At 71.9% G+C, this 22,009-nt stretch carries 15 protein-coding genes; 4 read left to right on the top strand and 11 right to left on the bottom strand.

Annotation, left to right across the window (positions count from 1 at the left end; translation table 11 throughout):
• Positions 1-64 precede the first annotated feature (64 nt).
• The 3 genes from mmsA to araC are packed head-to-tail and all read left to right on the top strand — an operon-like array spanning position 65 to position 3,822.
• Complete coding sequence (gene mmsA, locus LCHO_RS15960; RefSeq protein ID WP_043705628.1) at positions 65-1,570, top strand: multiple monosaccharide ABC transporter ATP-binding protein; 1,506 nt, start codon at positions 65-67, stop codon at positions 1,568-1,570.
• Between the two features lies 1 nt (position 1,571).
• The gene (gene mmsB / locus LCHO_RS15955; protein WP_012348203.1) at positions 1,572-2,816 is read left to right on the top strand and encodes a multiple monosaccharide ABC transporter permease; all 1,245 of its coding nucleotides are present in this window, start codon (positions 1,572-1,574) and stop codon (positions 2,814-2,816) included.
• A 28-nt stretch (positions 2,817-2,844) separates the two neighbouring features.
• Entirely contained in the window at positions 2,845-3,822 is a 978-nt protein-coding gene (gene araC, locus LCHO_RS15950) for an arabinose operon transcriptional regulator AraC (RefSeq protein WP_012348202.1), read from the top strand.
• A 1-nt stretch (position 3,823) separates the two neighbouring features.
• Here araC and LCHO_RS15945 read toward each other — a convergent pair whose 3' ends face one another.
• Genes LCHO_RS15945 through LCHO_RS15935 form a run of 3 tightly spaced genes read right to left on the bottom strand, consistent with a single transcriptional unit; the run spans position 3,824 to position 7,306 of the window.
• Positions 3,824-4,495 carry a phosphoribosylanthranilate isomerase gene (locus tag LCHO_RS15945; RefSeq protein ID WP_012348201.1) on the bottom strand — a complete coding sequence of 224 codons (672 nt, stop codon included), beginning with the start codon at positions 4,493-4,495 and terminating at the stop codon, positions 3,824-3,826.
• A gap of 30 nt (positions 4,496-4,525) precedes the next feature.
• Entirely contained in the window at positions 4,526-6,328 is a 1,803-nt protein-coding gene (locus LCHO_RS15940) for a bifunctional diguanylate cyclase/phosphodiesterase (RefSeq protein ID WP_012348200.1), read from the bottom strand.
• A 48-nt stretch (positions 6,329-6,376) separates the two neighbouring features.
• Positions 6,377-7,306: an alpha/beta fold hydrolase gene (locus LCHO_RS15935; protein ID WP_012348199.1), complete on the bottom strand. Its 930-nt coding sequence runs from the start codon at positions 7,304-7,306 to the stop codon at positions 6,377-6,379.
• A 161-nt stretch (positions 7,307-7,467) separates the two neighbouring features.
• Between LCHO_RS15935 and LCHO_RS15930 the strand changes: the two genes are divergently transcribed.
• Positions 7,468-8,274, top strand: coding sequence for an SDR family oxidoreductase (locus LCHO_RS15930; protein WP_012348198.1), 807 nt, complete (start codon positions 7,468-7,470; stop codon positions 8,272-8,274).
• Positions 8,275-8,338: 64 nt separating this feature from the next.
• Here the strand turns inward: LCHO_RS15930 and LCHO_RS15925 are convergent, their stop codons facing one another.
• The 8 genes from LCHO_RS15925 to LCHO_RS15890 all read right to left on the bottom strand — a co-directional run bounded on the left by LCHO_RS15925 (position 8,339) and on the right by LCHO_RS15890 (position 22,000).
• On the bottom strand, positions 8,339-11,140 hold the full coding sequence (locus tag LCHO_RS15925) for a CHAT domain-containing protein (RefSeq protein WP_012348197.1): 2,802 nt from the start codon (positions 11,138-11,140) through the stop codon (positions 8,339-8,341).
• Positions 11,141-11,143: 3 nt separating this feature from the next.
• On the bottom strand, positions 11,144-12,745 hold the full coding sequence (locus LCHO_RS15920) for a GMC oxidoreductase (RefSeq protein WP_012348196.1): 1,602 nt from the start codon (positions 12,743-12,745) through the stop codon (positions 11,144-11,146).
• A gap of 30 nt (positions 12,746-12,775) precedes the next feature.
• Positions 12,776-14,761 carry a metallophosphoesterase gene (locus LCHO_RS15915; protein WP_012348195.1) on the bottom strand — a complete coding sequence of 662 codons (1,986 nt, stop codon included), beginning with the start codon at positions 14,759-14,761 and terminating at the stop codon, positions 12,776-12,778.
• Positions 14,758-15,390, bottom strand: coding sequence for a hypothetical protein (locus LCHO_RS15910; RefSeq protein WP_012348194.1), 633 nt, complete (start codon positions 15,388-15,390; stop codon positions 14,758-14,760). Before LCHO_RS15910 ends, LCHO_RS15915 begins: the two co-directional genes overlap by 4 nt.
• Before the next feature lie 20 nt (positions 15,391-15,410).
• A complete protein-coding gene (locus LCHO_RS15905; RefSeq protein ID WP_012348193.1) occupies positions 15,411-16,439 on the bottom strand; it encodes a lipase family protein in 1,029 nt (342 codons plus the stop codon).
• A gap of 72 nt (positions 16,440-16,511) precedes the next feature.
• Positions 16,512-18,536: a tetratricopeptide repeat-containing protein gene (locus LCHO_RS15900; RefSeq protein ID WP_012348192.1), complete on the bottom strand. Its 2,025-nt coding sequence runs from the start codon at positions 18,534-18,536 to the stop codon at positions 16,512-16,514.
• A gap of 80 nt (positions 18,537-18,616) precedes the next feature.
• Positions 18,617-20,551 carry a toll/interleukin-1 receptor domain-containing protein gene (locus LCHO_RS22320; protein WP_012348191.1) on the bottom strand — a complete coding sequence of 645 codons (1,935 nt, stop codon included), beginning with the start codon at positions 20,549-20,551 and terminating at the stop codon, positions 18,617-18,619.
• 39 nt (positions 20,552-20,590) lie between these two features.
• Entirely contained in the window at positions 20,591-22,000 is a 1,410-nt protein-coding gene (locus tag LCHO_RS15890; RefSeq protein WP_012348190.1) for a hypothetical protein, read from the bottom strand.
• Between the last annotated feature and the right edge of the window lie 9 nt (positions 22,001-22,009).

Below are 22,009 nucleotides of genomic sequence, written 5' to 3'. Positions count from 1 at the left end.
GGGACCTTTTCCCATCCACCTCAAGACCCGTCAGCAAGGAACTCCGTTGGAAACGCTCCTCGAGATGCGCGACATCCGCAAGACCTTTCACGGGGTGGTTGCGCTCAACAAGGTCAACCTGCGCGTGCGCGCCGGCGAGATCCACGCCATCGTCGGCGAGAACGGCGCCGGCAAGTCGACGCTGATGAAGGTGCTGTCGGGCGTGTACCCGCACGGCGACTACAGCGGCGAGATCCGTTACCAGGGCGCCGAGCGGCGCTTTCGTGGCATCCACGACAGCGAGCAGGTCGGCGTGATCATCATCCACCAGGAGCTGGCGCTGGTGCCCCTGCTGTCGATCGCCGAGAACATCTTCCTCGGCAACGAGACCGCCAGGAATGGCGTGATCGACTGGATGGCCGCGCACAGCCGCACCCAGGCGCTGCTGAAGAAGGTCGGCCTGAAAGAGTCGCCCGCCACGCTGATCACCGACATCGGCGTGGGCAAGCAGCAGCTGGTGGAGATTGCGAAGGCGCTGTCGAAGGAGGTCAAGCTGCTGATCCTCGACGAGCCCACCGCCAGCCTGAACGAGAACGACAGCCAGGCGCTGCTCGACCTGCTGCTGGGCCTGAAGGCGCAGGGCATCACCTGCATCCTGATCTCGCACAAGCTCAACGAGATCTCGCGCGTGGCCGACTCGATCACCATCCTGCGCGATGGCAGCACGGTCGAGACACTCGACTGCAGCGCCGGCGCGGTGAGCGAGGACCGCGTGATCCGCGGCATGGTCGGGCGCGAGATGGCCGACCGTTATCCCAAGCGCACGCCCCACATCGGCGAGACCGTGTTCGAGGTGCGCGACTGGCACGTCCATCACCCGCTGCACGCCGAGCGCGAGGTCATCAAGGGCGTCAACCTGCAGGTGCGGCGCGGCGAGATCGTCGGCATCGCCGGCCTGATGGGCGCGGGCCGCACGGAGCTGGCGATGAGCGTGTTCGGCCGCTCGTGGGGCCGGCGCATCAGCGGCCAGGTGCTCAAGAACGGCCAGGTCATCGACGTCGGTACGGTCGGCAAGGCGGTGGCCCACGGCCTGGCCTACGTGACCGAAGACCGCAAGGGCAACGGCCTGGTGCTCAGCGAGGACATCCAGTTCAACACCTCGCTGGCCAGCCTGGAGCGGGTCTCGAACGGCGTGGTGATCGATGCGGGGCGCGAGTATTCGGTGGCCCAGCAATACCGCGACAAGCTGCGCATCCGCTGTGCCGGCGTCGGCCAGAAGACCGTGCACCTGTCGGGTGGCAACCAGCAGAAGGTGGTGCTGAGCAAATGGCTCTTCACCGAGCCCGAGGTGCTGATCCTCGACGAGCCCACACGGGGCATCGACGTCGGTGCCAAGTACGAGATCTACACCATCATTGCCCAGCTCGCCGCTGAAGGTAAGTGCGTGATCGTGATCTCGTCGGAGATGCCCGAGCTGCTCGGCATGTCCGACCGCATCTACGTGATGAACGAAGGCCGCTTCGTGGCCGAGATGCCGGCCTCTGAAGCGTCGCAGGAAAAGATCATGCGCGCGATCGTGAAAGTGAACTGAGATGGACAACAACCTCGCCGCCCATGCTGTGGCCCCCGTGGCCACGCCGCCGGCCGATCATGCCGAACCCGGCGCCGCCGGCTCGAAGTCGGCGCTCGACTTCATCAAGAGCAACTTCCGCGAGTACGGCATGCTGCTGTCGCTGGTGGCGATCATGGCCTTCTTCCAGGTCATGACCGACGGCACGCTGATGCAGCCGCTCAACCTCACCAACCTGGTGCTGCAGAACAGCTACATCGTCATCATGGCGCTGGGCATGCTGCTGGTGATCGTGGCTGGCCACATCGACCTGTCGGTGGGATCGGTGTGCGGTTTCATCGGCGCGCTGGCGGCGGTGCTGATGGTCAATCACGAGTGGCACTACCTGAGCGCCACGCTGGTCTGCCTGGTGGTGGGCGGGCTGATCGGTGCGGCGCAGGGCTACTTCGTGGCGTTCTTTCGCATCCCGTCGTTCATCGTCACGCTGGCGGGCATGCTGGTGTTCAAGGGGCTGGCGCTGGCGCTGCTCAACGGCCAGTCGGTCGGGCCGTTCCCCGAGACCTTCCAGGCGCTCAGCTCGGGCTTCATCCCCGACCTGTTCAGTACCGAGTCGCTGCGGCTGACCTCGCTGCTGATCGGCGCGGCGGTGGCCGGTGCGCTGGCGCTGGCCAGCCTGCGCTCGCGCGGCAACCAGATCAAGCACGGCATCGAGGCCGAGCCGGCGGGTTTCTTCTTCGCCAAGATCGGCGTGTTCGCGGCCATGCTGATCTATTTCAGCTACATGCTGGCCTCGTACAAGGGCCTGCCCAACGTGCTGATCGTGATGGCGCTGCTGATCGGTCTGTTCGACTTCGTCACCAGCCGCACCACCATCGGCCGGCGCGTCTACGCGCTCGGTGGCAACGAGAAGGCAGCCAAGCTCTCGGGCATCAAGACCGAGCGGCTGAGCTTCTACACCTTCGTCAACATGGGCGTGCTGGCCGCGCTGGCCGGCCTGGTGTTCGCGGCGCGCCTGAACACCGCCACGCCCAAGGCGGGGCTGGGTTTCGAGCTCGACGTGATCGCGGCCTGTTTCATCGGCGGCGCCTCGGCCTCGGGCGGCGTGGGCAAGGTGATGGGCGCGGTGATCGGCGCCTTCATCATGGGCGTGATGAACAACGGCATGTCGATCCTGGGCATCGGCATCGACTACCAGCAGGTCATCAAGGGCCTGGTGCTGCTGGCGGCGGTGTTCGTCGACGTCTACAACAAGAACAAGTCGGCCTGAGCGGCGGCGTTCTCCGTACCCCGCGTCCATGCCCAGTTTGCGTCCCAGCCACGATGCCGCGCAGCAGCTCAACCCGCTGCTGCCGGGTTATTCGTTCAACCTCTACCTGGTGGCGGGCCTGACGCCGATCGTGCAGGGCGGCGCGCTCGACTTCTTCATCGACCGCCCCGGCGGCATGAAGGGCTGGATCATCAACCTGACCGTGCAAGGCCGCGGCAAGGTGGTCGACGGCGACCGGGCCTTCGAGTGCGAGCCGGGCGACCTGCTGCTGTTTCCGCCCGGTGTGGCGCACGACTACGGCCGCGCGCCTCACAGCCCGGAGTGGTTCCATCGCTGGGTCTATTTCCGTCCGCGAGGTTTCTGGGCCAACTGGCTGACCTGGCCGGGGCAGGGCGATGGCGCAGGCGCAGAGGCCGGTGCGGGAACCGGCACCGGCGTGGGTCGGCTGCGCTTGGCCGATCCGGCGGTGCGCAAGGAGATCGAGGACCTGTTCGTGCAGATCGACGCCACCCACCGCGGCGGGCGGCGCACCTCCGAGGAGCTGGCGATCAACCTGCTCGAGCGCCTGCTGATCCGCTGCCACGAAGAGGCGCCGGGTTATGAATCCCGGTCGCTCGATGCGCGGGTGCAGTCGGCCTGCCAGTTCATCGCCAACAACCTGGCGCACGAGCTGAGCCTGGAGGAGATCGCGCGCCACGTCTGCCTGTCGCCGTCGCGGCTGGCGCACCTGTTCCGTGAGCAGATGGGCGTGAGCATCGTGCGCTGGCGCGAGGACCAGCGCATCATCCTGGCCAAGCACATGCTGCTGAGCACCGGCACGCCGATCTCCAGCATCGGCGCGCGGGTCGGCTACGACGACCAGCTGTATTTCTCGCGGGTGTTCCGCAAGCGCGTGGGCGTGAGCCCGAGCGAGTTCCGGCGCAGCAGCGAGGAATCGCATGACCCGTGGGGCGAGGCGGCGGCCGAGGCGCCGGACACCCGCTCGCCGCTGGCGCAGGCGGGCTGAATCAGATCGGTGCGGTGGCCGCGACGGCGTCGAAGAACGCTTGCAGCTTGACCGCATCGAGCCGGCCGTCGCTGCGCACGCTGCTGCACAGGTCGAGGCCGTGCGGCTGCACCTCGGCGATGGCTTCGGCGACGTTGTGGGCGCGCAGGCCGCCGGCCAGGAACACCGGCACGCCGCTGTGCGCGACGATGCGCCGACTCAGCGCCCAGTCGTGCGTGCGCCCCGTGCCACCGAGCTGCTTGACCGCCAGCGCCGGGTTGCCCGAGTCGAGCAGCAGCGCATCGACCAGCGGCGCCACTGCCAGCGCCTGCGCCACCGACTGCTCGCCGATGACGTGGATCACCTGCACCAGCTGCACGCCCGGCAGCTTGCGGCGCAGCCGGCGCAGCTCGGCCTCGGGCAGCGCGTCGACCAGCTGCAGCGTGGTCGTGAGGCAGCGCCGGTGCTGTTCGATGATCGAGGTGGCGTCCTGCCGCGACGTCAGCAGAAAGGTGTCGATGCCCGGCGGCACCACCGCGGCGATCTGGGCGATCAGGTCCTCGTCGATCACGCCCGGCCCGCTGGGCATGGCCGAGACCAGACCCAGCGCCGAGGCGCCCGCAGCAATCGCGAGCTGCGCTTCTTCGGGGCTGGAGATGCAGCAGATCTTGACGAAAGGGCGGCGCAGTCGCATCGGCAGCAGTACGGAGTGGCGGGGCGACGCTCAGTGTCGCAGCTGCCGCGTCGCCGCCTGCGCCGTGCACCAGGCCCGCACCTGTTCGGCGGGCAGCGGCCGGCTCCAGGCGTGGCCCTGCGCGGCGTGGCAGCCCAGCTGCTGCAGCCAGGCGGCGGTGCCGGCGTCTTCGACGCCCTTGGCGATGACCTCGGCGCCCAGCCCCTGCGCCAGCGTGATCAGCGATCGCAGTACCGCGGCGCCGCGGTCGCTGCGCGCGCTGCCGGCGTTGCGGCGCAGCGCGCGCAGGTCGATCTTCAGTTCGGCCAGCGAGCCCAGCTCGGCCAGCGCGAGGTAGGCGCCCAGGCCGCTGCCGAAATCGTCGAGCACCAGCCGCACGCCGAGCTGGCCCAGGCGTGCGAGCACGTCGTGCGCCTGCTGGCTGGGCTGGGCCAGCGCGGACGCCGAGACCTCGAGCATCAGGGCGCCGGCCGGCCACTTGTGGGCCTGCAGCGCCGACTGCACCCGGTCGGGCAGGTCCGGGTCGTCGAGCAGGTGGGCCGACAGGTTGAGCGAGATCGCCGGCACCAGCGTCTGGCTGCGCCACGGCGTGGCGGCGCTCAGCGCCTGGTCGAGCAGCTGGTCGGTGAGCTGGCCGATCAGCGCGTGGTGTTCGGCCACCGGGATGAACACCGCCGGCGCGATGTGGCCGTGCGCCGGGCTGTGCCAGCGCGCCAGGACTTCGAGGCGGCGCAGCGTCCAGTCGAGGCTGCCGTCGGGCCCGGCCTTGAGGTCGACCACCGGCTGGAAGGCGAGCGTGAACTGGCGCCGTTCGAGCGCCTCGGCCAGCAGCGGTGCAAGGGCCTCGTCGCCGGGCGGCATCGCGGCGGCGTCGGGGTGCAGCGCGGCGTGGCTGCTGCGGTGGTAGCGGGCGTCGTAGACCGCGACCGGATGGCGGCTGTGCTGGGCCTGCTCCATCGCGGCCTGGGCGTGCAGCAGCACGCTGCGCGCGTCCGTGCCGTGCTGCGGGCACAGGGCCACGCCGACGCTGACGATCGGATCCATCGAGCGGCCGTCGACCATCAGCGGCCGGGCCAGCTGTTCGGCGATCTTGTGCGCCATCGAGGTCGAGCCGCCGACGCTGTTGTTGCCCAGCAGCAGCGCGGCAAAGGTGTGGCCGCCGATGCGCGCGTAGCTGTCGGAGCGCCGGCCCAGGCGCTGCAGGCGCCGCGACAGGGTTTCGATCAGGCTGTCGGCGCTGCTCGTGCTCAGGCCGTCGGTCAGGTTGGCGGGCCACTCGAAGCCGACCATCAGGGTGGCGAACGCATAACCGCCGCGCATCACCGCCGATGCGGCCTGTTCGAGGCGGTCGAGGAACAGCTCGCGGCTGGGCAGGCCGGTGAGGCGATCGGCCAGGCCGATGCGACGCAGCCGGGTCTCGGACTCGACCAGCGCGGCTTCGAGTTCGTGGCGCCGCAGCGCCCGCATCAGGCTGGCGTTCAGGCGCTCGAACGGCAGGCTGGCGGCGTGGCTGCCACGCGGTGCGCTGTCGGGGCCGGACTCGCTGCTGCCCAGCAGCAGCGTCATGGTGGGGCCGGCCTGCGACTGCAGCGCCGAGCGCAATTCGTGTTCGAAGTCGGACGACGCGCCCAAGCCGCTGTGCGCGCCGCCCAGGCTGTCGGTGCTGGTGTCGACGAAGGGTGCCGGCATCGAGCGCTCGCGCAGCAGCGAGGCCACGTCGGTGCCGCTCAGGCCCTCGAGCGAGCGCAGGTCGAGGCTGCCATGACCGCCGGCACGCAAGGCCGCCGGGGTGTCGGTGTCCTCTTCGAGAATCACGATGCGCAAGGTTTTCATGGCGGCAAACCGGGTGCGAGCCCGCGCAGATCGGAGCCAGTCAAAATGCTAGCACTCGGCCGACAGGAACCGGCGCAGCGCCAGAGCCGTGGCTTCGGGAAGCTCTTCGGGGATGAAGTGGCCGGCTGGCAGCGATTCGCCGGTGACCGGGCCTTCGCAGACCGCGCCCCAGTCGGCCAGCGGATCGAACAGGCGGTGGATCACGCCCCGCTCGCCCCACAGCACATGGACCGGGCAAGCGACCTTGTGACCGGCCTGGTGCGACTGCCGATCATGCTGCAAGTCGATGCTGGCGCTGGCGCGGTAATCCTCACACGCAGCGTGGATGCCCTGGGCGGTGCAGAAGCAGCGTTCGTAGTCGAGCAGCGCCGGCGGCTCGACGTGATCGAGCCCGTCGGTGCCCCAGCCGCCGAGCTTGGCGTGCAGGTAGTAGCGGGCGTTGCCGCCGATCATGCGTTCGGGCAGCGGCGCCGGCTGGATCAGGTGGAACCAGTGGTAGTAGGCGGTGGCAAAGGCCATGTCGGTGCGCTCGTACATCGTCAGCGTGGGCACGATGTCGATCAGGCACAGGCGGTCGACGCACTCCGGGAAGTCGAGCGCCATGCGGTGCGCCACGCGTGCGCCGCGGTCATGGCCGCAGACCAGGAAACGCCGGTGGCCGAGCTGCTTCATGAGCTGCACCAGGTCGGCGGCCATCGCACGCTTGCTGTAGTTGCCGTGGTCGGTGTCGCCGGGTGGCTTGTCGGAGTCGCCGTAGCCGCGCAGATCGGGCAGCACCAGGCGGAAGTGCGGCGCCAGCTGCTGCGCGACCCGGTGCCACATCGCATGCGTTTGCGGAAAACCGTGCAGCAGCAGCAGGGGCGGCGCGCTGCTGTCGTGGGCCGGGCGTCCGCCGACCCGGGCAAACAGCTGCACGCCGTTGACTGCATGCTGCTGGGGTGAGAAGCCTTCGAACCAGGCGGTATGCAGGCCGGACATCTGTTCACCTCCGATTTTTCAATCCAGGCTTTGACGATAACGCCGCGGCGCGGCAACGCCCGCGCGGGCCGGAAAATTCAGCTTCGGCGGCGTCGTTCCGGCCTGGTGGGCGCTGCCTTAAGCTGCGCGCCCATCCGCGTTTTCTTTTTCCAGGATCTCCCATGCCCGCCACCCTCCATCCCGCATCCACGCCCACCCACCTGGCGGCCGCCGGCTCGCTGCTGCTGATCACCGGCGGCAGCCGTGGCATCGGTGCGGCCACGGCGCGGCTGGCGGCGCAGGCGGGCTGGCACGTCGTGCTCGGCTACGCCAGCGACGCGGCTGCCGCCGAGGCGGTCGTCGCCGAGCTGCACGCGCTGGGCGTGATGGCCTGGGCGCTGCAGGCCGACGTGGCCGACGAGGCGGCGGTCGGGCGGCTGTTCAGCCAGGTCGACACGCTGTGCGCCCGCAATGCGCTGGTGCTGCGCGGCCTGGCCAACAACGCCGGCGTGGTCGACCGTGCCCAGCGGCTCGACGAGATGAGCGGCGAGCGCCTGCGCCGCATGGTGGCGGTCAACCTGCTCGGCAGCCTGTACTGCGCCCGCGAGGCGGTGCGACGCATGAGCACGCGCCACGGCGGCACGGGCGGGGCGATCGTCAACCTGTCGTCGGTGGCGGGGCGGCTCGGCGCGCCCGGCCAGTACGTCGACTACGCCGCCACCAAGGGCGCGATCGACACCTTCACGCTCGGCCTGGCGCGCGAGGTGGCGACCGAAGGCGTGCGCGTCAACGCGGTGCGCCCGGGCGTGATCGACACCGAGATCCACGCCAGCGGCGGCCAGCCCGAGCGCGCCTGGCAGCTCGCGCCGCAGATCCCGATGCAGCGCCCCGGCGCGGCCGACGAGGTGGCCCAGGCGGTGGTCTGGCTGCTGTCGCCGGCGGCCTCGTACACGACCGGTGCGGTGCTGGATGTGACCGGCGGGCGCTGAGCGGCCGGGCGGCGCGGCCGGATCAAGGTCTCGGTCGCGGTCTCGGCGGTCGTCGCCGTCGCGATCAGGCCGCCAGCGCGTCGAGCAGCGCGCGTGCGGCGTCGGCTTCGGCGCCCTTGCCTTGCGCGGCCAGCGGTGCCAGCAGGAAGTGCAGCTGGAACCGCACCGAACCCCAGGCGCGGTGGGTCGGCGCCCGTTCGAGCAGGGCCAGCAGCGCGGCCTGCAGGCCGGCCTGGCGCCGGGCCAGCTCGCCGGCTGCCACCGCCTTGAGTAGCTCGAACTCGATCGGCGCGAGCAGGCTGTGCAGGTCTTCGCCGCTGTCGGCCTGCGCCGCCAGCGCGGCGTCGAGCCGGCTGAGCGCGGCCTCGTCCAGCGTGGCCGGCGCACCGCTGACGATCGCCAGCCGCAGGCCGGCGGCGAGCGCGTTGATCGCCGGGAAGTACGGCGTGCCCGCCAGGCCGGCCGAGAACAGCGTCCAGGCACGCCGTTCGGCCTGGCGGTAGTGGCCGACGCAGCGTTGCAGCGCGGCCAACGCGGCGGCGCCCTGGCCGGCGCGTTCTTCAAGCAGCGTCAGGCGCTTGAACGCCGAGCCGAGCAGGCTCAGGCGCTCGACGGTGGCGGCGGTCGGGGCGTCGCCCTCGTCGCCCTCGTCGGTTTTGCCTGCCGCTGCAGCACCGTCGGCCGGCTCGCCGGCCTGGCAGAGCCGCTCGATCGTCCGGATCGCCGACAGCAGCTGCACGCGGGCCTGCGTCACATCGGCCATCGACTCGGCCTGGCGCACCCGCAGATGGGCCCAGCGTTCGATCGCGCGCAGGCTGGCGCTGCCGTCCTCGGCCTCGGTGGCGCGCCGGTACCAGGCGATGGCGCTGGCGATGTCGCCCAGCTCGGCATAGGCCAGGCCGAAGCACTCGGCCACGGCGCCCTGGCTGCCCCAGATCGGGCGGTAGGCGGTTTCGGTCTCGCGCAGCAGGCCGAGCTGGCGTTCGCGCCAGGCCTGGCCGGCGCTGCCGGCTTCGATCAGGCGGGCCTCGATCGCGGCCGATTCGAGCCACAGGCACAGCGCCGGCGCGCTCACCAGCGTCGGCACGATCGGCTCGGTGCCGCCGGCCGGCTCGGCGGCGTAGCGCCAGTCGGGCTCGCCGTAACACTGGTAGGCGGCCCAGGTGTTGCCCTCGGGCTGCAGGCGCCAGGCCTGTTCGCGCGCCAGCGCCACGGCATCGATGAAGCGGTCGCCGGCGCGCAGGCGGGCGTAGAACACGCTGGCGAAGGTGTTGGCGGCACCGTCTTCGACCGCCCAGCCGGCCGCCACCACGCAGCGCACGCCGATCGCGATCAGCGCCTGTGCCACGGTGGCGGCGTATTGCGCCGGCGCGCTGCCGTGCACGCCGATGCGCCGGCCGGCGTCGGCCGCCGCGCCGTCGAGCCGGCCGAGGTGGCAGCAGTTGACGAACACCAGCTCGGGCACCACGCGCAGCGCGGCGATCTCGCTGGCGCCGAGGCGGGCGCCGTTGGACAGCACCACGCCGCTGCTGCCGTCGGCGCGGATCTCGCCGTGGCCGGCGATGTGCACGATGCGCCACGGCCGCTGGTGCAGGACGTTGATCAGCTGGGTGGCGGGGCTGCCGATCAGCGGCTCGGCGCCGAAGACCGCCGCCACCGCCTCGGCCTCGGCCTCCGCGCCGGGCAGCGCCGGGTAGAGATCCGGGTCGCAGGCCGGCGCGCCGATCACCAGCGTCAGGTCGTCGTCCTGGGCGTCGACCGGGCGGCTGCGGAAGCGCTCGAGGCGCAGCTTGCGCAGCAGCTTGCAGCGGATCGCCCACGGCGGCACGGCGCTCGGGCGTGCGGCGTCGGCCTCAGCGTTCACGTCGGGTGCCGCGACCGGGCTGGCGTCGAGCAGCTCCCACGGGATGCGCGCGCTGTCGCCGTTGAGGTGCAGCAGCAGCTCGTTCGAGCTGTTGAGAAACGGCTCCAGCTCGACCGGCACCAGCAGGTCGAACAGCGTGTGGCGCAGCTGCAGGTCGGCGCTGGCGGCGTCGGCGCCCTGGCGCACCAGCTCGTCGACCAGCGCGGCCTGGGTGCTCTGCGCGCGCACCTCGCTGCGCGCGCGCGGGGTGTCGAGGGTGTATTCGATCAGCGCCTGGCCGTGCTCGTCGAGCCGCTGCACGGCGCTGATGAAGTCGTAGCCGGTGCCGCGGTAGCCGGTGTCGGGCGGGCGCCGGTGCGCGCCTTCGCCCGGCCGCACGGCGGGCTCGACCGCGTAACGATCGGGCCGCGACACCGCCAGCGCACGCAGCGCGTGATGTGCCTCGGTGGCGCGGTCGAGGTAGAGCTCGACCAGCCGCAGCTCGTCGACCTGCGGCCAGCCGCTGGCGGCGAGCTTGCGGTTGGCGGCATCGACGCCGCGCGCGATCGCCTGCACCGCGGTGCCGACCTGGATGCCGCTGCCGCCGCTGCCGATCGCGGTGCTCGACAGGCTGAAGGGAGCCGGCGGCTGACCGCTCGTGGGCCCGGTTGCGTGCCGCGTTTCATGCAGGCGCTTGGCGTAGGCCAGCACACCCTGGCTGACCGATTCGCTCAGGTCGCCGGCCCGCAGTTCGCCCTCGGCGCCCAGACCCACGACGATCACCGCCGCCGGACGCGGCTGCAGCCAGCGCTGGCCCGCCTGCACGCGGGTGTTGACGAACACGTCGACCATGCCCGCTGCGTGCGGGTAATGGCCGCTGGCCAGGCTCTGCGCCATGGTGCCGCCGATCAGGCGGTCCATCGCGCGCTCGGTGCCGGTCAGCCGCCCGCCCAGGTAGTGGCCCAGCAGCAGCGGCCCGCCGACGAAGCGCAGGTTGCTGTTGACGACCGCGAGCGCGAGCATCGCTCAGGCCTGGGCCAGCATGCGCTCGACGTTGCGCTCGGCCAGAGCGGCGATGGTGCGCGAGGGGTTGAGCCCGATCGCACGCGGGATGGTGGCGCCGTCCATCACGTACAGCCCCTGGTAGCCGAACACCTGGCCGTGGCCGTCGACGACACCCTGCTCGGCGCGGTCGGCCATGTTGCAGCCGCCCAGCGGGTGCGGCGTGATGAGGTTGTGCAGCACCGTCCAGGTGGGCGGGATGAAGGCGCTGCCGCCGGTCGCGGCCGAGAGCTGCTTGTGCACCTTGACCATCGCGTCGACCACCGCCTCGGAGCGCTGGTACTGCCAGTTCATCTTCAGCACCTTCTTCCAGGGCGCGTACCAGAGCCGGCCGAGGTAGAGCTCGCCGTCGGCGGCATCGATCGCCTGGCCGAACCACGGCATCATGCAATCGAGCGGATCGTCGGCATCGCTGACCTTGCCGAGCGCCTTCCAGAGCCCGCGCAGCTTGCCCCAGCCGGGGTTCCGGATGCGCTGGCGGATGAACTGGCCGGCCAGGTTCGGCACGCCGCCGTCCTCGATGAACAGCGGTGCGCCGTCGACCTTGCCGTCGAGCAGGTCGATCGCCGAGCTGATGGTCGGGCCGTGGCTGGGCGAGACCTTGCGGCCCTTGTAGAAGGTGGGCGTGACGAAGTCGCCGTTGAAGGCCCAGCCCTTGCCGAGCCGCTGCGACAGCTTGGGCAGCGTCTTGTGCTGGTCGCGGCAGCGCAGCAGCAGCTCGGTGCTGCCGATCGAGCCGGCCGCCAGGATCACGCGCTTGGCCGTCACGCTGCCGGGCGTGCGCTGGTGGTCGTCGATCTGGTCGAACCTGACGCGCCAGCCCTGCTGGCCGTCGGCGCCGTCGAGCGCCTCGATGCCCATCACCAGGTGCAGCGGGCGGATCTCGGCGCCGTGGTTCTCGGCCTCGGCCAGGTAGTTGAGGTCGAGCGTGTTCTTGGCCTGCACCTGGCAGCCGATGTCGCAGTTGCCGCAGTGCACGCAGGTGCCCTGGCGGCGGCCCTGCGGGTTGATGGCCCACTGCGCATGGCGGTCGTCGCGCGCGTCGGGCAGGCTGGCGTCGTAGCGCGGGTCGAACTTCACCGCCACCGGCACCTTGTGGAAACGATCGCCCCAGCCGCAGGCCTCGGCGGCTTCCTTCATCAGGTGGTAGCGCGGGTTGAGCTGGTTGTCGGGCAGCTCCTGGATGTCGAGCATCTTGGCCACGCGGTCGTAATACGGCTTGAGCGCGGGGTAGCGCAGGCCGCTGGGCCAGCCCTGCTCGAACACCTGCGGCTTGGCCTCGACCGACACGCTGGCGTAGATCAGCGAGCCGCCGCCGACCCCGGCGCCCGCAGCGACCCACATGTCGGAGAAGGTGCGCAGGTCGGCCCAGCCGTTGAGCAGCTCGGGGTGCTCCTGGTTCCAGAGCCAGCGGTCGCCGGGTTCGCGCGGGAAGTTGGCGGGTGTCCAGCGCCGGCCGCGTTCGAGCACCAGCACCTTCTGGCCGGCCTGCGCCAGGCGGCAGGCGCTGACCGCACCCCCGAAACCGCTGCCGATGATGACGGCGTCGAAGTCTGTCTTGTTCATGGGGTTCTTCGTTCGGTTGGATGCGGCGCTTCAGCGCACCGTGATGCAGGGCTCGATGGCCACCGGGGTGATCGGGGTCTCGGGCTCGAAACGCGAGCCGGCGCCGGCCTCGACCCGCAGGCGCAGGGTGTCGCGGATTTTCTGCAGCACCGTCACGCCGCGGCCGGGCCGCCAGCGCCGGGCCGCCGCGGCGATGCCGATCGGGTGGATCTCGAGCCCGTCGCGGCTGACCCGCATGCGCAAAAAGCAGCGGTGGCTGCCGAGCGACTGGGCCGAGAACACCTCCTGCTCGTGCCAGCCGGCCCAGGCGTCGCACGCCACCAGCCACAGGCCGAACAGCAGGCAGCCGATCAGCCAGCCGCCCAGCCCCACCTGCAGGCTCAGCAGCAGCGACGGCAGCGCCGCGCCGCCGCAGCCCTGGCTGCAGGCGCTGGCACCGGCCCAGCCGAACAGGTCCAGCCGCGCCAGCGCCCAGATCAGGCAACCGGCCAGCTTGAGGTGCAGCAGGCCGTGCAGCGCCCCGCCGATCCAGCCGGGCAACGCCGGCTTGCCGCCGGTGCTGCTGCCGGTGAAGGCCGCCGCACCCAGCACGATCAGCAAGGCCCACAGCAGCGCCGCCGGGCTGGCCAGCCACAAGCCGCCGACGATGGCCGTGAGGCCGCTGCCGTTCGCGAACGACCACGGCGTCTGCGCCAGCTGCGCGAACAGGCTGCTGCCCATGGCCAGCGCGCCGGGCTGCAGGCTGGCGCTCTGCAGCAGCCAGGCGTAGAGCAGGTAGATGAAACCCAGCGTCAGCCCGAACGTCGGGTTGGTGAACGGCAGTTGCCAGGCCCGGTTGCGCAGCGATCTCGACTCGCCGATGGCGGGATAGGTGGCGGCCAGGCGCTGCACGGCGGGCTGGCCGCGCCGGCCCATCTGCAGTTCACCGGGCAGGTGGTGGGTGCCGAGCATGAAAGCACCGCCGCCGCCGCAGGTGATGCGCTGCGGCGCGGCCAGCGGCGCTGCCGCAGCGGGCGCGTCGGTCGGCCCGGCCGCCGGGGCGTAACGTGCGTAATGGTGCAGATCGCCGGCCAGCGTGGCGGCCACCCGCCCCCCCCGGGTGGCGACCATCGACTCGATCTCCTTCCAGCCGCGGGTGCGCGCGCGCTGCACCTCGATCGTGCGCAGCTTGTCGCTGTCGTTCTGGGTGCTGGCGCGGAAGCTGCCCTCGTCGATCCAGCTCGGCTCGGGCACCAGCAGCAGCACGCGGGCGCCGGCGTCGAGTTTTGTCGCCTGGGCGGTGAAGTAGTCGCGCTGCGGGCCGTCGAGCTCGGATTCGAGCTGCAGGTCCAGGCCCCACAGCCACCAGCCGTGCGGCAGCTGCACCGCGAAATAGCTGCCGCGCTGGAAGCTCTGCCAGCCGCCCAGGTTCTGGCCGCTGCAGAACAGGTTGTTGAAGCCGCGCAGGCCGTCGTACCAGTCGTGGTTGCCGGGGGTGGCCAGCAGCAGCGGCGCGGCGGGGTCGAGCTGCGGGTCGGCGCCCGCAGGCCGGCCGGGCAGGGCGCTGCCGAACGGGTCGACCAGGCGCGTGCGGTAGGCGCTGCCGGCGGGCGTGGGGTAGACCTGGTCGCCGCCCATCAGCAGCAGGTCGGCACGCGGCAGCCGCCGGCCGTCGATCTCGATCGCGTCGCGCGCCAGCGTGTGGGCCACCGTGTAGGTGGCGTCCCAGCCGTCGCCGGTGTCGGCGATGTAGTCGATCCAGACGCTGTCGGCGTTGCGCAGGCGCTCGCGTGCGGCCGTTTCGCGGGCGTCGGCCGCGGCCGATGCGCCGTTGGCGCCGCGTGCGGCCTGCAGCGCACGGCTGTCGGCAAAGCTGCCGACCACCCCGGCCAGCGCCGCCAGCAGGCCCGACTGCAGCAGCTGCAGCGGGTTCAGCCAGTTGACCGGTCTTTCCTGGGTGACGTGTTCGATGCGGCTGCCCGACGGTGCGGACAGCGGGGGCAGAGGCGACGCGGCGGGCCGCTGCTGTCCGCTCATGAACGCCCCCCGCGCCCACGCTGCAGCACGTAGGTGCGCACCAGCTCGCCGCTGAAGAAGGTGAAGAAGCTCGCGATCGCGCCGATGCGCTGCCACAGGCTGCGCGCCGGTGCCGTGGGCGTGCCGCCGACGGTGGTCAGCAGGCGCAGCAGTGCGCCCACGCCCAGGCTCAGCGTGCCCGCGCCGATCACCCGGCCGCTGGTGTCGCGGCCTTCGTGCAGGGTGGTGTAGAGCGTGGTGGTTTCGCCCCAGAGCTTCCAGGGTGCGCCCACCAGCACGTGCTTCTTGCCGGCCAGGTAATGCGGCTTGCCGGCGTGTTCGAAGGCCAGTTCGTAGACCATGTACGCCAGCTTCGGGTCGTGGCTCGGGCTGAACAGGCCGAACACCCCGCTGGGCGCGACCAGGCCGGTGCCCAGCGGCGGGTAGTCGATGGTGCCGCTCAGCCGGGCCTTGTGCTGCGGGTCGGCGCGGAAGGCCTCGATGTCGTCGATCTCGACCACCGCGTGCATCGCCAGTTCGGGCGCGCCGTCGGGCACGGCCTTGGGATCGACCAGGCCGAGCTTGAACGGGCCCGCCATGGTTTCGCGGAAGGTCACGCCGGAGGCGTTTGAAGGGGGGCTGGTTGCCATCGGTGGATCCTTGGTGATCGTCAGTTCTTTTCAAGCGCCGCGAGCAGCACCGGGTAGGTGTCGCGCGCCGCCTGCTGGCCCAGGAAGATGTCGAGATGGCCGTAGCCCTCGATCACGTGCAGGCTCTGCCGGCCCGGGCGATGGCCCTCGAACCAGTCGAAGCTGGCCTGCTGCGAGCGCCAGTGGAAGCAGTTGTTCAGCGCCCCGGCCACGAACGCGAACCGCGCCGTGGTGCGCGGTGCGGCGACGGCAAAGTCGGCCGGAAGACCGGGCAGCGTCTGCGCCGCCACCAGGTGGCCGGCATCGAGGCAGCGCGCCATCTGGCGGAAGAAGCTCAGCGGCACCGGCCCGAACTCGCGGCGGATCCAGTCGTGCGTGGCGGCGTCGAGGTTCTCGTGGCGCCACAGCACCGGGAAGCCGGTGCCGTAGGTGAAGCTCGAGAACTTGCAGACGCCGTTGTCGCACTCGTGGTGCGTCAGCTGCACCAGGGCGTTGAGCAGGCGCGGCACCGGGCCGGTCGGGTGCTCGCCCCATTGCGGGTCGAGGTAGGGCGTCATCAGGCCCACCAGCGGCACCGCCAGGCGTGACTTGAGGTGCGAGATCGTCTTGACGATCGGGTGCAGCGACACCGCGTTCGAGACGATGGTGTCGACCTGCGGCAGCAGTCCGGCCACCGCCGACATCGTGAAGCTGGTCGAGCCCTGGCAGTGGATCACCGCCTTGATGCTGCGCGCGCCGGTGATGTCGAGCACCTTCTGCACGGCCGCCGGGTGGTCGTGCCGGGCGGCCTGGTCGAGCGTCCACTCGTTGCGCGGCACCTCGATGCTGGCACGCCAGTTCTCGAGCCAGACGTCGTGGCCGGCGGCCACCAGCGCGTCGACGAAGGTGACCGGCAGCGGCGGGCGGAAGATGTCGGCACGCACCCCGGCGCCATGCACCAGCAGCACCGGGCCGCGCGAGGGGGGTCTGCTGCGGCTGCGCACCCGCTTCAGGTTGAGCGCCAGGCCGTCGCCGGCGGTGAAGGGGATCGACTCTTCGTGCAGCGTCATGGTCGGTTACTCGAAGCTCGAATTCATCATGGCATGACGCAGCGCAAAGTGAAAGAACACGAAGCGGGGGGCTCACAACTTGCGCGTGTCGATCCAGGTCACGCGGCCGGTGCGGCGCTTGACCTCGCGCAGCATGTGCGCGGTGCCGCCGGGGCCGTCGCCGCCGCCGCCGTTCCAGAGCGTGATGAAACGCAGTTTCTTGACACCCCACGACAGCGCCGTGTCGAGCAGCCACAGGTTGCAGCGTTCGTAGGGGTCGGCGCCACGGGGCAGCGGGCCGAGCTCGTGCGGCATCACGCGCGGCGGCGTGCGCAGCCTGGACTGCACCGCGTAATAGCGCATCGGCCAGTCGTCGCCGGTGAGCGGCGCAGCGCTCTGGCTGACCGAGTTCTCGACGAAGCTGGCCTCGTCGAACGGCAGCAGGATCTGGATGTGCATGCCGCGGGCGACGCAGGCCTCCAGGAACATCAGGTCGCCGCCGGCTGCGGCCTGGCACAGCGCCAGATCCTGCGGGCCGGCGTCCTGGCTGTCGAGCGCCTTGGCGATGCGCTCGGCCGCGGCCGCCTCCATCTGCGGCGGGAAGCGCGGGCTGGCGCGGTCCGGCGCGTCCATCATGTGGCCCGAGAACAGGAACACCTGGCGCGGCCGCACCGGCGCGCGCAGCAGCGCCTGTTCCTTGTCGAGCAGGTTCAGCGCGGCGGCGGTCTCTTCGGGGCGGAAACCCAGGTCGCGCAGCAGCAGCAGCATCTGGCGGGTGCTGTCGAGCGCGAACCAGTCGCGCCCGGCGGTGGCGAGCGCGGCCTTGAAGTGCCGGCGCACCTCCGCCAGCGGTTCGAGCAGCAGCGCCAGCTCCGCCCGGCTGGCCATCAGCCGGTAGTCGGATGCGTCGGTCTTGCCGCGGCTCTGGATCGCGCTGCGGCAGGCCCAGCGCACGCCGCCGATCAGGCACTGCAGCGCATCGGCATCGACCGTGCCGCCCAGGTGCTGGCGCAGCAGCATCAGGTTGAGCGCGCAGATGCCCGAATAGAAATGCCGCGCATCGGCCACGAAGGCGGTCAGGTAGGGCTCGATCGCGCGCTCCAGGCTGGCGTCCTCCTCGGCCGCCGCGGCGCGCAGCGCGGTGCTGTCGGGGGGCGGGCCGGCCGAGGGCGCGGCGGTCTCGTCCTGCTCGGCGGTCGGTGGTGCCGGGTGCCAGCGGCGGATCCACAGCTCGCGCGCCACCCGCCCGGCCAGCGCCCAGACCTCGGGGCTGTCGGGCTGGGACTGGGTCAGCATGTCGACCCAGGTCTGGGTTTCCTCGACCCGGCCCAGCAGGCCCAGGCAGATCGCCTTCTTCTCGCGGCTGGGCAGGTCGTCGGGCTCGACCGCCAGCGCGGCCTCGAACTGCTCGAGCGCGAAGTCGTGGTGGCGCAGCTTGAGCAGCGCGTTGCCGGCCGTGCGCAGCGCCTCGGTGCGCAACGCGCGGGTGGGGGTTTCGCCGGCCAGCAGCAGGATGTCGCCGGGGCGGTGCTTCTGGCGGGCGTTCTCCATCAGCCGGGCCCAGGCGGCGTGCGCCTCGCTGAACTCGTTGGCCTCGCTGAGCATCAGTTTCTGCCACTGCGGCTGCTCCAGGTGCGGCAGCAGGCTGTAGACCGGGCTGACCTTGCGCCGCGTCGGCGTGTCGAGCGTGGCCTTGACCATCTCGGCCAGCGAGCGGCGGTTGGCGTCGAGCAGCGCCGGGTCGAGCGTGCCGTCGGCGCGCAGCGCGTAGACCAGCTTGCGGTCGGTGTAGATGTCGAACGGATTGGCGTTGCGCGGTCCCTGGATCAGCACCACGCCACGCGCGCGCAGCGCATGCCGCACGCCCAGTTCGTACCAGACGTTGGGGTTGTCGATCGTCAGGTCGGCGATCACCAGGTCGGCCACCAGCAGCTCCTGGAACATGTCGGCGCGGATGTCGCCGGCGCGCAGTTCCTGGTCGGCCCGGAAACACGCGCAGTCGGCCAGCTTCAGCGCCGGCTGGATCAGCTCGGCATAGATGCGGTTGAAGTCGATCGGCGTGCCGTCCGGCCCCGGCTTGGTGCCGAAGGGCATGGCGATGAAGGCGTGCGGGCGCATGGCGGTGCTTTCTGCCGGACGGGGCGGCGTGGCGGGTCGGACGGGTTCGCAGGCGGGCGGGGCAGGGCGCGCGGCGGGGGTCAACGGCAGTCGCTCGGCTGTGCGTCGGCGGCGACGCACAGGTCCTGGCCGAGCCAGATCTCGTAGGTGTCGATCGCCGGCTGCGCACGCTGCAGCACCCGCAGCGCCACCGGCGCGCCGGTGGTTTCGGTGATCACCTTGCGCATCCAGCGCGCCAGGCCCGGATTGCTGGCGCCCTGGGCGCGCAGGTCGGTCTGCCGGGGCGCCTTGGCGCCGATGTTCTCGATGCCCGGCACGTCGTAGCCGGCGCGCTCGAGCCGGCTCGCCAGCCGGGTGGCGAAGGCCCGCTGCGCGTTGCTGGCGATCTGGATGTAGACCCGCGGCCGCAGGTCGCCGGCAGCACGGAGCTTTTCCATCGCGCCGATCACGCCGCCTTGCAGCTTGATCATCGTGTCGAGCGGGCCGGTGGCCTGGAACAGCGCCTCGATGGCGGCCCGTTCGGCCTGCAGGCTCAGCGGGCTGGCCTGGCCGACCAGCCGCCAGGTGGCGATCAGGCCGGCGCGGTCGCCGTCCTTGTCGGCCTGGCGCTGCGCCGCCGCGAGCGCACGCGCCAGCGCCAGCGGCAGCACGTCGGCGGCCAGGTTCTGCTCGACCCCCAGCGTGGTGGCGGCGGCCAGGCGTTCGGCCGGATCGTCCGCAAACAGCGCGGCCGCCTGGGCCTGGGCCTGGCGCTGACGATCGGGCAGTGGCGCCACCCGGTGCACCAGGTCGACGGCCTGGGTGGGCTGCGGATCGGTCATCGGCAGGCGCGGCAGCGAGGTCGCCCGCGGCGGTGGTGCGGCACCGGCCACCGGGGCGTCCAGCAAGGCCTTGTCCGACGCGTCCGGTGCGGCGGCGACCACCGCCGGCGGCGGCCGCACCACGGGCGCCGGCATCGGGGCCGGCCTGGGCACCGGGGCGGGCTGCACCTGGCCGGTGGACGGGCGCGTCGGCGCGGCCGAACCGACGATCGGCGGCGCACCCACCGCCTCGGGCTCGGCGGCGCTGCTCTCCAGTGCGGCCAGCCGGCTGCGCGCATCGGCCAGCTGGGCGCGGTCGAGGCCGTTCGGGTGCGCCAGTGCGGTGCGGTAGTGGCCGAGCGCATCGGCGCGCAGCGTCTGGGTGGCGTAGACCTGCGCCAGGTAGTAGTGCGCCGGGCCGTAGTCGGGCAGTTCCTCGATCGCGGCCAGGTACTTGCGGCGTGCCAGCTCGAGGTTGACGTCCTTGCCGTGATCGGCCGCCAGGCCGTCGCTGACGTGCTGCAGCGCGCGCAGGCGGCGCGCTTCGACGGCCGCGGCCTCGCGCTGCAGCTGCTCGGTGTGAAACCAGTAGGCCCCGCCGCCGCCCAGCGCCAGCAGCACCGCCGCGACCCCCAGCGACTGGCGCAGCCGCCCGCGCCGGGCCGTGCCCGGTGGTGCGGTGAACTGCTCGCGCCAGTCGTCATCGAGCGGCGCGATGCCCAGCGCCACCAGCCGGTCGGCCAGCTTGAGCAGGTCGGCGCGCCAGTCTTCGGTGCGCAGCTTCAGCGCATGCGCCTCCGGCACGCTGCGCAGCTCGACCGGCAGGCTGGCGCTCGACGGCATGCGCACGCCTTCGCACAGCAGCGGCAGCAGGCGCGCGCCGACCCGCATCGAGTCGATCACCTCCATGCGCACCGGGTCGTCGGGCTGATCGATGCGCAGGCCCTGCTCGTTCCGGGCGCCGAAGAACTGCTCGCTGATGATCAGCAGCACCACCGGCTGCTGGCCCAGCGCCTGCCCGATCTGCTCGCGCCAGGAGCTGCCGCCCTGCAGGTCGTGCTTGTCGAAGAACACCTGCGGCGCACCGAAGATGTCGCGCAGGTCCTCGGCCAGCCGCGCCGCGTCCTTCTTGCCGTCGGCGCTGCGGTAGCTGATGAAGATGGCCTTGCGCGTGGATGGCGCCGGGCGGTCCGGTGCGGGTCGGGGGTCGGCCATCTCGGGTCCTGTGCTGTTCTGATCCTGCCGGTCGCGGCTTCAGCCGGGGCAGCCGGGCACCAGCCGCTCGGGTGCCACGCAGAGATCCCGGTCGAGCCAGAGCTCGTACACGTCGCCGCTCGGCGCGGCCCGCCGCAGATTGCTCAGATCGGCGATCTGGCCGGTGGTTTCGCTGGCCAGCCGTCGCATCCAGCGCGCCAGCCCCTGGTGGCTGGTGCCCTGGCTGCGCACCTCGGTGCGCGCGGGGGCGCGCTCGTTGACCAGCTCGAGCTCGGGCGTGACCCAGCCGGCCTCGGTCAGGCGGCTGGCCAGTTGCAGGGCGACCGGCCGCTGGGCCTCGCTGGCAATCTGGATGTAGACCACCGGCCGTGGCACGCTGGTGATGGCCACCACCCGCTGCCGCACCTGTTCGGCGGCCTGGCTGGCATCCGGGCCCAGCGCGGTGGCGGCCTCGACCAGCCGCAGGATCGCCTGGCGGTTCAGCGCCAGCGTCAGCGGGCTGGCCGACTGCAGCAGGCCCAGCGTCACCTGCGTGGCCTCGGCCACCGCCGGCGCGGCGCGCTGTTGCAGCATGCTCGACTCGGCCCGTTCGACCGCGCCGGGCACCGCGTCCGAGTTCAGGTCCGGCGCGATCGCCAGCGTGCTGGCCGCGCTCAGGCGCCGCTGCACGTCGCCGGCATGGAGCGCTTCGAGCTGGCGGTTGACCTCGCGCTGCACGTCCGACGAGGCCGGCACCCGCAGCGCCAGCGTGGCGATCGCCTGCGAGTGGTCGGCGAACAGGAAATCCGGCGACGGCGCCGGCCGCTGGGCTGCCAGCGCGGCGCGCTCGGCCGCCGCCGCCGCGTGCACGATGTCGAGCCGGCCGGCCTTGCCCGCGGCCAGCGGCCGGCCGGCCGCGGTCGGCTCGCTCGGGATCACGAGCAGGCTGGCCGCGTCGTTCGCGCTGGCGGCGTCGGCGGGCCGGACCGCCAGGGTTTCGGTCGTGCGCTGCAAGGCGGCCGGCTCGCCGTCGGCATTGAGCCCGGCCAGCAGGCGCAGGGCGTCCGGCCGGTAGGCGGCCGGCAGCCCCTCGTGGTCCCGCAGCGCCGCCGCGAAGTGCGCCCGGGCGGCGTCGAATTCGCGCGTGCGCAGCAGCAGGTGGCCGAGGTAGAAATGCGCCGTGCCGAGCTCGGGCCGCGCCTGCAGCGTCAGCAGGTACTCCTGGCGGGCCAGGTCGAGATCGGGCGTGGCGGCAAAGTGCGCCATCCGGGCGCTGTCGAGGTGGTGCTGCGCGGCGCGGTCGAGGAACACGTCGTGGCCGACGTAACCCGCCACGCCCATTCCCGCCACCAGCAGCACGGCCACCAGCACCGACCGCCACGGGTGCGAGCGGCTGCGGGGGGCCGCCGTCGGGCCGGCTGCGCCGTGCGGGTCGTCGATGCTCGGTTCGCTGAGGGCAGCCTTGGACACGCGCGCAGC

The organism is Leptothrix cholodnii SP-6 (genome assembly GCF_000019785.1).
GTDB lineage: Bacteria > Pseudomonadota > Gammaproteobacteria > Burkholderiales > Burkholderiaceae_C > Sphaerotilus > Sphaerotilus cholodnii.
Note: the sequence above shows the minus strand (reverse complement) of the source record. Positions and strands in the feature narration are given on the sequence as shown.